Raw genomic sequence first — 15,983 nt, forward strand, 5'->3', positions numbered from 1 at the left:
TCTTTGACAACGAATTTAAAAACAAATATATAATCAATAATACGATGGTAAAAGCATGGAAAGAAAAGGTGGTAATTCCTACTTATGAAGTAGGTAAACCGGAGAAGAATCCTATTTTCTTAGAGAAGCGTGTGTATCAAGGCAGTAGCGGGGTAGTTTATCCTTATCCTGTGATTGAATCGATGTCCGATGAGAAAGTGGATAAGGAGTATAATGCTGTTTTTATCGAAAACGAATATATCAAGGTCATGATTCTCCCGGAACTGGGCGGGCGTGTGCAAATGGCTTATGATAAGATCAAACAGCGTCATTTTATTTATTATAATCATGTCATAAAACCGGCTTTGGTAGGGCTTGTTGGACCGTGGATATCAGGAGGTATTGAGTTTAACTGGCCACAGCATCATCGTCCCAGCACTTATATGCCTGTGGATACAACTATTGAAGAGAATGCCGATGGCAGTGTTACTGTGTGGGTGAATGAAATGGAACGTATGTTTCATCAGAAAGGAATGGCAGGTTTTACCCTTCGTCCGGGACACGCTTTTCTTGAAATAAAAGGGGTGCTTTATAACCGCACTGAAGTTCCACAAACCTTTTTATGGTGGGCTAATCCTGCCGTAGCTGTCAATGACTATTATCAGAGCGTATTCCCGCCAGATATTAATGCTGTATTCGATCATGGAAAGCGTGCTGTATCGAGTTTCCCTATTGCAACGGGCACTTACTACAAGATGGACTATTCTGCCGGCGTAGACATCTCGAACTACAAGAATATCAAAGTTCCTACTTCCTATATGGCTGTCAATTCCCGTTTTAATTTTGAAGGGGGATATGAAAATGACACTCGTGCCGGTATGCTTCATGTTGCCAACCATCATATTTCTCCGGGTAAAAAACAGTGGACTTGGGGGAATGGCGATTTTGGTCGTGCATGGGATCGTAATCTGACAGATGAAGATGGTCCGTATATTGAATTAATGGCAGGTGTATATACCGAAAATCAGCCGGACTTTACCTGGTTGCAACCTTATGAAGAAAAGAGTTTCGTGCAGTATTTCCTGCCTTATCGGGAATTGGGAGTAGTGAAAAATGCAAGTAAAGATTTACTGATGAACATTGAACCGGAGGGAGAGGACAGTGTACGTTTTAAAATATTCGCTACCTCCAGACAGATGGTAAACGTGGTGTTGAAAAATGAAGACGGTAAGGTATATTATAATAAAGAGAAAACTATTACTCCGGAGGAATTGCTGGATGAAACGGTAAATGTAAAAGGTGAAGAATTTAACAGGCTAAATCTTGAAATCACGGCCAGCGGAAAAGAATTACTGTATTGGCATGCAGAACCGGAAGAAGTGAAACCGATTCCTGATGCTGCCGAAGCAGCTTTGTTACCGGAAGAAATAAAGACCACCGAACAGCTTTATCTGACCGGATTACATTTAGAACAATACAGGCACGCTACATACAATCCCGTAGAATATTATGAAGAGGCATTACGTCGTGATCCGATTGATGTGCGTAATAATAATGCGCTTGGTTTGTGGTATATTCGTAAAGGTCGTTTCTGTAGAGCAGAACAATATCTGCTCACAGCCGTAAAAACCTTGCAGAAACGCAATCCAAATCCGTATGATGGAGAACCTATTTATAATCTTGGTCTTGCTTTGAAGTATCAGGGGCGCTACAATGAGGCTTATGATCGTTTCTATAAATCTTGTTGGAATGCAGCTTGGCAGGATGCCGGATATTTTGCTTGTGCACAGATTTCTATTATGCAAAATCGTTTGGAAGATGCATTGGATGAAGTTGACCGTTCACTTATTCGTAACTGGCACAATCATAAAGCTCGTGCCTTAAAGACTACCATTCTCCGCCGAATGGGTAAAACAGAAGAAGCTCTGCGGTTGATTGATGATTCATTAGCTATCGATCAATTCAACTTTGGCTGTCGTTATGAGAAGTATTTGATTATGAGTACTTCCGAAGAGTTAGTCACCTTGAAAGAAATGATGCGTGGTGAAGCTCACAATTATGATGAAATTGCTCTTGATTATTGTGCGGCTGGTTGTTGGCAGGAAGCTGCCTCTTTATGGAAGATAGCTATTGAAGAAGCTGCTGTTACTCCAATGACTTATTATTACTTGGGATGGTGTCTGTTTCAGGGAGGACTTCCCGGAGCGCATCAGGCATTTGCCGATGCAAAGATGGCTTGTCCTGATTACTGTTTCCCCAATCGCCTGGAAGCAATTATAGCACTGCAATGTGCTATGGAACAGAATCCGGATGATGCAAAAGCACCTTATTATTTAGGTAATCTTTATTACGATAAACGGCAGTACGATTTGGCTATGGAAGCATGGGAAACTTCGGCAAAACTGGACGATAGTTTTCCGACCGTATGGCGTAATTTGGCTTTGGCTTATTTCAATAAAAAGAATGAAGAGACAAAAGCCATCAAATATATGGAACGTGCTTTCCGGCTTGACACTACTGATGCACGTATTTTAATGGAACTGGATCAGCTGTACAAACGTGTTCGCCGTTTGCATAAAGAGCGTCTGGCTTTCCTGCAACAATATCCGGAGTTGATAATGCAACGTGATGATTTAATATTGGAAGAGATCACATTATTGAATCAAACAGGAGAATACAAGAAGGCTAAGACACTGCTTGATGCACATAACTTCCATCCATGGGAGGGGGGAGAAGGAAAAGTACCTGCCCAATATCAGCTGGCCCGCGTAGAATTAGCCAAACAGGCATTAACTGTCGGTAATTATAAGGAAGCTATTGCATTGCTGGAAGAATGTCTGGAATATCCGCATCATTTGGGTGAAGGAAAACTATATGGTGCACAAGAGAACGACTTCTACTACTTTTTAGGTTGTGCTTATGAAGGTTTAGGACAGAATGAGAAAGCTGCAGAATGTTGGGAACAGGCAATTCTCGGGCCAACTGAACCAGCTGCTGCCATGTACTACAACGATGCAAAACCCGATAAAATATTCTATCAAGGTTTGGCATTATTGAAACTCGGGCGTCTGGATGAGGCTAATGGTCGCTTCCATAAATTGACTTCTTATGGAGAAAAACATTTGTTTGACAAGATTAAAATGGATTATTTTGCAGTGTCGCTACCCGATCTATTAATTTGGGAGGATGACTTGACAATAAGGAATGTAATTCACTGCAAATATATGATGGCATTAGGATATTGGGGGCTGAACCAGAAGGAGAAATCCATCCGGTTATTGAATGAAGTAGAAAGATTGGATATAAATCATCAGGGTATCCAGGCTTTTAGGACTCTGATAGGATAGGACAACTTTGTGACGGTGCTTCTATAAGTATCGTCACAAGTTCTTACTTTTATATAAACCTTAAACAACAATGACATGAGAAATATTAAAAACAGTTTAATCATGAAAATTACAAGCTTTATAGTGATGGGCTTTTCCGTTGTATGCAGTATGACTGCTTGTTCGGATGATCCTGTGACAGTTGCTGATCCTGAACCTGCTGTTGTGGTGGTAAAAGTACCTAATGGCAGTTTTGAAGAAGATGCTGCTGAAACAGTTTCCCCGAAAGGATGGACAATCAGTGGAGATAATTCTGCCGTAAAAGTAGTTGAAGGAGGATGCGAAGGAATCTATGCTTTGCATTATGGGGCAACTTCTGCCTACACGGTATCCACCCGTCAGACTGTTAATGGTTTGGAGGATGGAATTTATGACCTTGAATTTTATTATAAAAGTAGTGGAGGACAAATTTCCTGTTGTGTGGCTGCCGGTACTGATAATAAGAAGATGACTTCCTTACAAGCATCTCCTGCTACTTGGATTCGTTCTTATGTGCGTGGGATTAAAGTAGAAGGAGGAAAATGTGATATTGAAATACACAGTGAATCGGCTGAAACCAACTGGAGTCGTTTCGATGGATTGCGTTTAAAGAAAACGGAGAAAGAGTATAATCTGCTGAAGGGCGGTGATATTTCACAGTTGACCTATGTAGAACAGATGGGCGGCAAATTCTATGAGAATGGAGAAGAAAAAGACTGTATTGATATTCTTAAAAACAATGGGTTTAACATTGTTCGTCTTCGTTTATATAATGATCCGGGAAATCCTGACTATTCTCCTTCCAACCGTTTGCCTGAAGGTATTTCCGGACCTGATGATATTTTACGTTTGGCTAAACGGGCCAAGCAGGCCGGTATGCAAATACAGTTGACATTTCATTATAGTGATTATTGGACCAATGGGGAAACGCAAACCAAACCACACGATTGGGAAGGATTGGATTTTGCCGGATTAAAGCAAGCGCTCTATGATTTTACTTTCAACTTCATGAATAAAATGAAAGCACAGGGCACTACTCCCGAATTTGTAGCCTTAGGCAATGAGACACAAGCCGGTATGTTGTATCCTGAAGGAAGTTATGAAAATTTTGCTCAACTTTCCGAATTATACAATGCGGGTTATGATGCAGTGAAAGCTGTATCACAAGATTCGAAGGTTATCATTCATTTGAATGCTGCCGGAGATAAGTCTCAATATAACTGGTATTTTGGCGAATTGAAGAATAGACATACAAAATATGATGTAATCGGAGCTTCCTACTATCCTTTTTGGACTGATAAAAGTGCTGCACAGATGCGTGAATGGGCGGATTATGTTTCTGCTAAATTTGATAAAGATATCCTGATTATGGAAACCGGTTATAGCTGGAACAAAACTTTGCCTGATGGAAGCCCGGGACAATTGGCAGATAATGGCCCGTATGCGGATTTCTCTCCGCTCGGACAAAAGAACTTTATGCTCGAACTTATCAAAGAAATAAAGCAGGCGAAAGATTGCCGTATTCTTGGTTTCCTTTACTGGGATCCTATTTTTATCGAAGTAGAAGGTATGGGATGGGAATTGGGTGCCAAGAATTATGTAAGTAATACCACTCTGTTCGATTTTTCAGGAAATAGAATGGAAGTATTAGATGCATTCAAATATAATAACTAAAAATAATATACCATGAAGAACGTTTTAAAAACAATCGGAAAACTATATCTATTGCTGACGCTCGTTTGTTTGGCTGTTGGCTGTGAGGATGATAAGGAAGATGTGGCTCCCGGTCTTTATGTGGCAAATGAAGAGATAGAAACATTTCCCGGTGATACGGTACTGGTGTCGGGAACGGCTTCTAACTATGCCGGATTGGCAAGCATTACATTGAGTTGTGAAAGTTGGGGGATACATAAGGCCTATGATTTGAATGGACAGAAACCAAAAGTATTTAACTATGATTATCGGCTGATTGTACCGAAAACTGCTACTTTTGAAGAGCATCTGTTAATTACAATTCGTGACGTGAACGGATGGGAAACAAAGAAGAATGTTCTATTGACTTATATTGCGGATATGGAAAGTCCGGTTATGCAAACACAGCTTCCGGCACGAATTGCGGTGGACTTTAATACTGCTACCAATAAGGGAAGTTGGAATCTGAATATGAAGTTTACGGATGACCGTGAACTAAAGAACATCCGTTTGCAAATACCCGGTATGCAAATTGACGAGACTGTGGAAGTTAGCGGGCGTAGTGGAGAATTGAAACGTACTATTGATTTTACTACCGGAGAGTTTCCGGTTACTTTAACTGTTACGGATGCAGGTGGCAATGAAACGGTTGTCAATACTACGGTAGTTGTAATGTTGGCAGAGGAAGAAGACCCGATTCAGGATTATGCACAGATGTATATTGTTAATGCTGATGAGAATCCGAATGATTATGTGAATGGCTATTATCGTTATATGGATCGAAAAGGTGAATATCAATACGAAGGAAAATTCTATGCTCCGACTGACAATGCACAGGTTTACTTTGTACCGACAAAATCGATGGAAGGAGATTTGTATGGAACCAGCCCTTATGTTAGCAGCAAACTGATGAATAAGAATGGTTATGTAGTTCCAGTTGTGCTTCCGAAAAAAGGCTATTACAGTGTTTGGATTGATTTGAATGCTCATACATATAGTTATTGGAATATGGATATTCCGTCGGGTACTTGCACCGAACCTTTATGGATGTCGGGCACAGGTTTTAGTTTTGCTGATTGGGGAGCTTCAGATCAGATGACACAGACGGATACTTATCGTTATGAAGTGGAAACGTCCGTTCTGGGCGATTATGCCGGTGATCGTCAGTATTACTTCTATACGAGTGGCTGGGCGCGGGTATTCCGTGCAGATGCAGCGGGCAACTGGTGGTTTGAAGCAGCAACGGGTAGTTGCATTACTTACAAAACTGATTATGCAGGTAAAGTGAAAGTCACCTTTGATACAGCTGCACTGTGGGCGACAATCAAGAAAGTAACAGAATAAAATGAAACAAGTATGGAAAAATATATTCAACTAGTAAAAAAGGCGGGATTTATGCTGTCCTTCCTGTTGATGACTACTTCGCTGATAGCACAAGGTATTCAGGTGAAAGGGGTAGTGAAAGATCCGGCTGGTGAAGTAATCATTGGGGCGAGTGTAGTAGTGAAAGGTACTACTAATGGTTCTATCACTGATTTGAATGGTCATTTTAATCTTTCGGATGTACCTTCGGGAGCAGTGATAACTGTTTCTTATATCGGTTATATTTCTCAAGAGAAGAAAGTAACCACTGCTCCAATGGAATTTACATTGAAAGAAGATAATAAGACATTGGATGAAATTGTGGTAGTCGGTTACGGTACAGCTAAAAAAAGCAGTATCTCCGGTGCGGTAGCTTCTGTAAAAGCAGATGAACTACCAACAGCTGCCTCTGCTTCGGTCGGTTCTATGTTGCGTGGACGTTCATCAGGAATGAACATCACACAAAACAGTGCCAATCCGGGAGCATCAATGAATATATCCATTCGAGGTGGTCTCTCCGGGCAGACTCCGTTGATTGTGATTGATGGTGTACCGCAGGCTTCTTCCAAGACCGTGACAGCGGGTACAGCTTATAGTGGAGGGGAGAAAGATAATGCTCTGATTAACCTTAACCCTAATGATATTGAGACAATTGATATTCTGAAAGATGCTTCTGCTGCTGCAATTTACGGTTCGGATGCTTCGGGTGGTGTAATCCTGATTACTACCAAACGAGGAAAAACGGGTAAGCCTGACATCTCCTATTCAGGTTCGGTTGCTTTTCAGTATATTAAAGATGCACCGGATTTCTTGAATGCACGTGATTTCATGATTGAACAGAATAAAGTGTTTGATGAACTGGGACGTGGGGATGAAAAGAAATATACCGATAGACAGATTGCAAATTTTGTAGGCGATGGTACGGACTGGATGGATGAGGTAACTCGTGTAGGTATTGTAAACGAACACAATCTTTCGGTATCTGCCGGTACGGATGCTACAAAATATCTCTTCTCATTGAGCTATTACGACCATCAGGGAATTGCTAAAAATAATTCGATGAATCGCATAACGGGTCGTTTGAATGTAGATCAGACTATTAATCGTCTGCTGAAAGCTGGTATTAATTCTACTTTCTCTCAAATAAAGTATCACGATGTGCCATTGGGTAATGAACGGCAAGATAATTCGGCGTTGATTTATTCGGCTATGACGTTTATTCCTACTGTACCGGTATACGATGAAGATGGAAAATATTCGGTTAATCCGATTCGCGATATTTATCCGAATCCGGTTTCATTATTGGATATAACTGACCAGACTGTGAGCCGTGACCTGTTTGTCAGTGGTTATCTGGAATTCAGACCGATTAAGGATTTGTTGCTGAAAGCTACGGTCGGCTTTGATATGAAAGATGTGCAGGCGGATCAATATATTCCCACTACGACAAAAAAGGGATATAGTATGGACGGACAAGCTTCCAAACAGAATGCCAAATCACAGATGAACCTGTTTAATGCCATTGCCAATTATACCAAAGTCTTTAATGAGATTCATGATGTAAATCTGATGGCTGGTTTTGAATATAAGAAATCTTCTTGGGAAGGAATGGGCATTGTAGCTTCCCAGTTTCCTTATGACGGCTCGTTGATGAACAATATAGGAACAAGCGAACAGGAAAAGCCGGCTATAAGTTCGTATAAAGGAGCCAGTGAAATGGCTTCGTTCATCGCGCGTTTGAACTATTCACTAGCATCCAAGTATGTTCTGACTGTCAATCTCCGTGTAGATGGCTCGTCTAATTTCTCGAAGGAGCATCAGTGGGGAGCTTTTCCGGGAGTATCTGCAGCCTGGCGTATGAATGAAGAAAGCTGGATGAAGAATATCAATTGGTTGAGTAATCTGAAACTGCGTGCCGGTATGGGGCAAACAGGTAATGCCGGTAATTTGACAGGTATCAATACCTATTATAAGGTATCTCAAGGTGCATTTGCGCCCAACGGGAGTCTGGTAAATGGTATGGCTATCTCCAAATTAGGTAATGACAAGCTGAAATGGGAGACATTGACCGACTATAACTTGGGTATTGATTTCGGTTTCTTCAATAACCGATTGTCCGGCTCTATCGACTTGTATCAGCGCCTTCGTAAAGATGTCATTATGTCTAAAAGCTTGATGTCTTATCATGAAGTGAAGACGATAGACTATAATTCGGCTACTGTTTATCGTGCCCGTGGTATTGACATTGGTATTCATAGTGTAAATTTCGACAATAAGAACTTTGGATGGACCACTGATATTAATTTCTCTTATTATCGTAATCATACTACAAAACGTGACCCTGATTTTATTCCTGCCGTTTATCAAGATTATGTGGAAGAATGGAATAATATTTATGGATACAAAACGAACGGTCTGATTCAAATGGATCAATCTTATAAACATTTACAGAAATCCGGTGCCGGAGCTATTCTTTATCAGGACTTGTATGGATATAAGCTTGATGAGAATGGAGAAAAAATGCGTGATAGTGAAGGTCGTTATATCCGGATTGCGGGTGAAGACGGAATTTTGGATGATGCGGACATTGTGGTACTGGCAAATAATACACCGATTCCTTTCAGTATTAACAATACATTCCGCTGGAAGAACTGGGATGCTAACATTTACCTGTATGGTTCTTTGAATGGATGGAAAGTGAACGATATTAAGTTACAGTCCATTTATGGTATTGAAGATATTACGTATGGCGTCAATGTCTTGAAAGAAGTGAAGAATCGTTGGTCACCTGCCAATCCTATGGGCACATTGCCGGGAGTGGCAGAAGCTTCTTCGGGTGTGAATCCCAGTAAGAGCGATTTCTTCCTTGAGAAGGCGTGGTATTTGCGTTTAGATAACGTATCTATCGGCTATACTTTCCCTGCTCAATGGTTTAAGAATAAAATTCGTTCAGTCAGACTGTATGCTGCAGGACGTAATCTTGCCGTGTTTACTCCTTATAAAGGGATGGACCCTGAAACAGGAAACGGTATTGGAGCTTACCCGAATCAGTCCTCATTTGCTATTGGTTTGGATGTGAAATTCTAAAATATAATAGGTATGAAAACAATGAAATATATAGCAACAGCCTTGATGCTGTTTTCAATGACTTCCTGTGAATTGGAACGTCTGGATTATACCGAGATTTCTCCGGAGAATTTCTTTAAGACGGAGACTGATTTGAAACTGGCAGTCAACTCGCTTTACTATGATTTTAACCCCGGGGATTTTAAATCTGTTTATTCTGCAGATTATTCCGGTTATCAGATTATTGGAGATATGACAACTGATGTACTTTGGTCTTGCTGGGCATGGGAGTCGGATGAATTATATTTCCAACAATGGTATGCCACAGTAGGAGGCAGTATTCAAAATCATGCTTATTCGAATTTCGAACGCTACAATTTCCTTTCGAAAGCACGGAATACTATTCGCCGTATTGAGAATTCTCCGGTAAGTGAGGAGGCTAAAACTCTTTATTCCGGTGAAGCGAAGGCTTTGCGAGGTTGGATGGGACTTTATCTTTATGATATGTTTGGTCCTGTACCCGTAGCTCCGGATGAAGTGTTGGATGATCCGCAAACATTTGTTTACTTACCTCGTCTGACGGAAGAGGAGTATGATACGATGATGGAAACAGACCTGCGGGATGCGATTCGGGATTTACCTGAAGTAGCTGAAGCACGCGGTCGTATGACTAAAGGCGCTGCCCGTATGATTTTGTTGAAGTATTACATGATAAAAGGCTATTTTGAAAAGGCGGAAATTCTAGCTCGTGAATTGATGGAGATGGAGGGACGTGTATATAGTTTGCAACCTGATTATAATTATGTTTTTTCTAAGGAGGGAATAGGCAATAATGAGGTCATCTTACAATTGGCTTGTAATAGTACTGCCAGTTGGTACTCAAACTATATGACGGCCGAGGTGCTTCCTGCCGATTATCCTTGGGCAGAGAAGGCAACAGGTTGGGGCGGTTATGTGATGCCTTGGGATTTTTATGGTACTTTTGAGGAAGGTGATTCACGTTTAAAGAATGTAGTGACGGGTTATACAAATAAGAAGGGGGAGAAGATCGACCGTACAAACAGTAGTCAGTTGGCTAAAGGTGCATTACCTCTGAAATATGGGATGGACCCGGATATGAAAGATGCGCAAAGTGGTGTTGATGTGGTTATTTATCGTTATTCGGATGTATTGCTTACGCTTGCCGAATGTATCAACCGCAATGAAGGTTCTCCTACAACAGAGGCGATTGGTCTCGTGAATCGTGTTCGTAATCGTGCTGGCTTGTCTGCTTTGGATGATTCACAAACTGCTTCAAAAGAAACGTTCAATGAGGCTTTACTTTTAGAACGCGGACATGAATTTTATCTCGAAGGTCTTCGCCGGCAGGATCTTGTTCGCTTTGGAAAATATGTCGAATATGCCAATGCACGCATTGATGCAATTAACAGGTCCGAAGGCAGGGGATACTTTAATGTGCATGAAGGACACAATCGTTTCTGGATTCCGCAGAGTTTCATTGATGAATCTAAGGGGGCTATCAAGCAAAATAATTATGATAGATAATCATAAACAAAAAATGAATGAATTGTAAATAATGAATATATAGACTATGAAAAGTATTATATTAACATCAGCACTTTGTGCAATGACGGCAACTGTTATGGCTCAACAGGTATATGAACTTTCAGCGCCTGTAAAGGAAAAAGTAATTTATACAGGCCATCTGAAGTTGGGCGGAACCCGTCCCGGAGGCGGCAGCATTGACGTGAATAGTTATTATATGTCTATGGATGGTAAACCTGTCATTCCGGTGATGGGGGAATTCCATTATAGCCGTTATCCCCATGAACAATGGGAAGAAGAAATTCTGAAGATGAAAGCCGGAGGAATAAACGTACTTCCGACCTATATATTCTGGAGCTTGCATGAAGAGCAGGAAGGAGTTTTTAATTGGAGTGGAAATCTGGATATACGCAGGTTCTTTGAACTGTGTAAAAAGCATGATATGAATGTGATTGTCCGCATCGGGCCTTTTGGTCACGGGGAAATACGTAATGGCGCTTTGCCTGACTGGCTTTTTGCGAAACCATTGGAAGTTCGTTCAAATGACGAAAATTATTTGTTTTATGCTAAACGCCTTTATGAAGAAATAGCCAAGCAACTTGAAGGACTTTATTATAAAGACGGTGGTCCTATTATCGGTACACAAATAGAGAATGAACATCAACACTCGGCTGCCCCATGGGGAGTGAATTATCCGGGTGAACCGTTGGATATGACTACTGCGACCTACGATTCTTCAATTACTATGATTGGTGTTAGTGTACAGGACAAGAAAATCACGACTGCCGAACTGGGTGATCTGCACATGAAAACACTTAAGCAAATGGCGGAAGATGCTGGTATTATCACTCCAATCTATACAGCTACCGGATGGGGAAATGCTGCTGTTATCGGTAATGAGGCGATTCCTGTGACTGCAGCTTACACCTATCCGTTCTGGGCTGAACCTCAGATGTCTCCTTTCTGTATGTTTAAGGATATTCAAAAAAATCCGGATTATGCGCCGGTTCGTTATGACACGGATAAATTTCCTTCTTTCTGTGCGGAGATGGGAGCGGGGATTCAGATGATCTACAAACGTCGTCCTATTGTTACGGCAAAAGCTGCCGAGGCTTTAATGGTACGTACGTTGGGTAGTGGAGCTAACGGTATTGGTTATTATATGTATCATGGTGGTTCCACTCCGAAAATGATTGGTGGTGTGGCTTCGTTCAATGATGAACCGATGGGGATGCCGAAAGTTTCTTATGATTTTCAGGCTCCATTGGGAGAGTTTGGTTTGGAACACGAATCCTATCGCACTCTTCGCCTATTACATTCTTTTCTTGCTGACTTTGCAGATCGTCTGGCCCCAATGGAAACTGTTTTACCTGAAGGTTATGAGAAAATTACTCCGGATAATCGTGAAACTTTGCGTTATGCAGCTCGTATGAAAGCTGGTTCCGGTTTCGTTTTCATGGTTAACTTTCAAGATCACGATACTGCACGTATTGACCAGAAAGATTTGCAGCTTCGCTTGAAACTGGATAATGAAACGATACAGATTCCGGCTAAGGGAAGTTTTACTTTACCGAAAGACGAGAGTGTAATTTTACCTTTCAATTTCCTTATGGAAGATGCTCTGTTGAAGTATGCTACGGCTCAACTTCTGATGAAGATTGATGATAACGGTAAAGAACACTATTTCTTCTTTACTCCCGATGGCATGAATACAGAATATGTATTTGATAAGGCAACTGTGCGTGGAAAGAATCAGTTTGCTCCTGTTCCCGGACTGAAGAGCACTTTTAGTATCCGTACTAAAGCAGGTAAGGAAGTAAAAATCACTACTCTTACCCGTGAGCAGGCGTTGAATAGCTGCAAGATAGATGGAAAGTTGCTTATAACCGAAGCAACAGTTCTTCCGGGCAGTGGAGAAGTACAGTTGTTAAGTCTTGGCAATAATAGGTTTGAGTATGTGCTTTATCCGTCTAAACAAGGTTTCAAACCATATATAAAAGAAGTGGAAATAGTGAAACCTGACTTTTCTTATAAGAAAGTAGGTGCCCGTCGTTTGACTGTACATTTTGACGATAAGTTGCAAGCTCCCCAGGTACAGGAATATTTCCTTCGTCTTAATTATACAGGAGATGTGGCAATGGCTTTTATGAATGGAACTTTGGTACTCGACCATTTCTATCATGGTGCTCCATGGACTATTGGGTTGAAGCGCTTTTCACAACAGATGGAAAAAGAAGATTTGAGCTTTTACTTCCGCCCGTTGCGTTCGGATGCTCCTTTTTTAATTGACTTGCCTAAAGAAGCAATACCCGACTTTTCGAAAGGAGCGGTTTGTACGATCAATCATGTGGAAGTAGTGCCTGAATATATTACAACGATAAAATTCTAAACGATAAATAAGATGATAAAACGAATACTTTTCATTTTACTTTGTTCTCTGGGTTATCTTTGTCAGATAGGGGCGCAGGAATTGGTATATATGGATTCTTCAGGGGTTATTCGCTGGAAAAAGAATAAACAGGAGATCGCTCTGTTCGGAGCCAACTACTGTCTCCCTTCTGCCTGTGATTTTCGGGCGGCAGATTATGTTGGCGGTGATAGGAAACAGATGGTTGTAGAAGATTTGGATCATTTTAAAAGAATGAATTGGGATGCTTTACGCCTATGCTTTTGGGGAGACTTTCAGAATACCGACCGACTGGGTAATTTACAGGAGAATGAGCATTTGGAACTGTTTGACTATCTTATTGCGGAAGCGTGCAAACGAGATATTTATATGCTGTTAAGTCCTATTGTCACTTATGATTCTCAATGGCCGGAAATGAGAGATACTACCAATACGGGTTTGGCTAAATATTATCCTAAAACTACGCTTATTCATGATGAAAATGCAGTTCGTGCACAGGAGAATTATATGAAGCAGCTGCTTAATCATCGTAACCCTTACACGGGGCGTTGTTTGAAAGATGAACCGAATATTTTATTTGTTGAGTTAATCAATGAGCCTACCCAATTTCCGGAAGATATTCCCGGTATGGTGTGCTATATAAATCGGATGTGTAAAGCCATCCGTAGTACCGGTTGCAAGAAGTTGACTTTCTATAATGTCAGTCAGGACTTCCGGGTATCTCCTGCTATCAAGAAATCGGATATACAAGGCTCTACTTATGCTTGGTATCCGAGTGCGCTCAATAATAATCATTCTATAGAAGGAAATGGCTTGTTATTTGTCGACCGCTATGAGCAGATGCTTCATCCTGATTTGAAGGGGAAAGCAAAGCTAGTCTATGAATTTGATGCTACTGATATGGCTTCCGGTTTTATGTATCCGGCTATGGTGCGGGAATATCGTCGTGGAGGTATTCAGTTTGCTGCGTTATTCTCTTATGATATGCTGCGTACTGCTCCAATGAATCTGGGTTGGCAGACGCATTTCTTTAATATGGTCTTTACTCCTTCAAAGGCAGTGAGCGGGATGATTGCAGCCGAAGTAATGCGTCGCGTCCCTCGTGGCAAGCATTTTGGATATTATCCGGATAATAGGACATTTGGAGATTTTCGGGTGAGTTATGACGAACGGTTGAGTGAGATAAATTCAGGAGATTTGTTTTATTATTCAAATACGACGACTACACAGCCTAAAGATTTGAAAGCATTAAAGCATATTGCCGGAGTCGGTTCTTCTCCGGTAGTCCATTATTCAGGGACAGGTATTTATTTTCTCGACAAACAGGATAATAATAACTGGCAATTGGAAGTGTATCCGGATATTATGGATGTGGATGATCCTTTCAAGATGTTGAATAAGCATAGAGTATCAAGAAAATCGGCTTATAATGAGCGGGCTATAAAAATACAACTTCCCGGCTTCGAAATAGAGACGACTATCTTACCGGGAAAATATTTGTTTAAAGAAGGAAAATTAGTCAGTAAGGAAGAACTCCCAGCCAAAGATTTCTACCAGATTCCCATGAAAGAATGGAAGATTGCAAACCATACTTGGTCGGAATTTACTTCTGATAAAGAGATCACATTCTGTTGTGAAGTCTTTGGACCAAAGCGCCCTAAGCAGGTAGATGTATACCTGATGTTGAAGCCTTGGGGCTGTAAACGAATACCGATGACGGCAGAAGATGGCTTTTATTATAAAGCTCAAGTGGATTTAAGCTGGCTTGCAAAAGGTAATTATGAATATCACTTTGGGGTAGATACGGGTGAGGATACATTATTATTTCCGGCGAAGACGTATTGTACGCCCGAACGGTGGGATTATTATGAACAGGCTACTTATGTAATGCGTCTGGTGAATGAAACTACTCCTTTGTCTCTGTTGGGAGCACAGGATAACTGGAAACATATCCGCCGTACGCGTACATTCAGAAGTCCCGAATCACAATTCAGTCCGGTTGTTTCAGGCACGGAGCTGACGCCTGCTTTTCAACTTTCTGTTTCTGATTTGGAGAAAAAGGATGATTATACTGCTCCTTGTGATGTGACTTTCTCTCACTATATTGGTGGGCGGATAGCTTGGCGGAGTAAAAGTAAAACAGTTCCTTCTTATATCCGTATTCGTGCTTATGGGGTAAATAATACAGATAAAGCCATTTGTAATTTGGTAGATAGAGAAGGACGAGGGTATGGCGCGGTCTTCAATTTGAAGGATGAAGTTTCGGATATCTTAATACCTGTATCTGAACTTATACCGACGAAAGCAGCTATGTTACCTCAAGACTGGCCCGGAGTTAATCCTTATTGGTATCCGGCTTCTGCACAAAATAATAATGGTGTCGCATTAGATTGGAGAATTATTGACTTTGTTCAGATTTCGCTTCGAGAGGAACTTTACGATGTGGAGAATCAGAAGAATAAGGGGATTGTTGTAGAAAAGATAGATTTATTGTTTTAATAATAGTTAGTTGAGATGCGAATCTCCCTTTGAGAACATATACACTTTCTTTTGTTGTGTTTGGTCTC

Annotated in this window: 7 protein-coding genes; all 7 read left to right on the forward strand. The window is 41.0% G+C overall.

The genetic code is table 11. From position 1 onward, the window contains the following. Positions 1-44: 44 nt before the first annotated feature. A complete protein-coding gene (locus tag NQ505_RS11985) occupies positions 45-3,326 on the forward strand; it encodes a DUF5107 domain-containing protein (protein WP_009000595.1) in 3,282 nt (1,093 codons plus the stop codon). Between the two features lie 102 nt (positions 3,327-3,428). Next, on the forward strand, positions 3,429-5,018 hold the full coding sequence (locus tag NQ505_RS11990) for an arabinogalactan endo-beta-1,4-galactanase (protein ID WP_009000596.1): 1,590 nt from the start codon (positions 3,429-3,431) through the stop codon (positions 5,016-5,018). Between the two features lie 12 nt (positions 5,019-5,030). Continuing rightward, a complete protein-coding gene (locus tag NQ505_RS11995; protein ID WP_032853822.1) occupies positions 5,031-6,380 on the forward strand; it encodes a hypothetical protein in 1,350 nt (449 codons plus the stop codon). Positions 6,381-6,392: 12 nt separating this feature from the next. Next, the gene (locus NQ505_RS12000) at positions 6,393-9,485 is read left to right on the forward strand and encodes a SusC/RagA family TonB-linked outer membrane protein (protein WP_032853823.1); all 3,093 of its coding nucleotides are present in this window, start codon (positions 6,393-6,395) and stop codon (positions 9,483-9,485) included. A gap of 12 nt (positions 9,486-9,497) precedes the next feature. Continuing rightward, on the forward strand, positions 9,498-11,009 hold the full coding sequence (locus tag NQ505_RS12005; protein ID WP_009000597.1) for a RagB/SusD family nutrient uptake outer membrane protein: 1,512 nt from the start codon (positions 9,498-9,500) through the stop codon (positions 11,007-11,009). Positions 11,010-11,055: 46 nt separating this feature from the next. Further along, positions 11,056-13,398, forward strand: coding sequence for a beta-galactosidase (locus NQ505_RS12010; protein ID WP_009000598.1), 2,343 nt, complete (start codon positions 11,056-11,058; stop codon positions 13,396-13,398). A gap of 90 nt (positions 13,399-13,488) precedes the next feature. Further along, positions 13,489-15,915, forward strand: coding sequence for a hypothetical protein (locus NQ505_RS12015; protein ID WP_369748896.1), 2,427 nt, complete (start codon positions 13,489-13,491; stop codon positions 15,913-15,915). Positions 15,916-15,983 lie beyond the last annotated feature (68 nt).

It is taken from the genome of Bacteroides sp. D2 (genome assembly GCF_025147085.1).
In the GTDB taxonomy this organism is placed as follows: Bacteria; Bacteroidota; Bacteroidia; order Bacteroidales; family Bacteroidaceae; genus Bacteroides.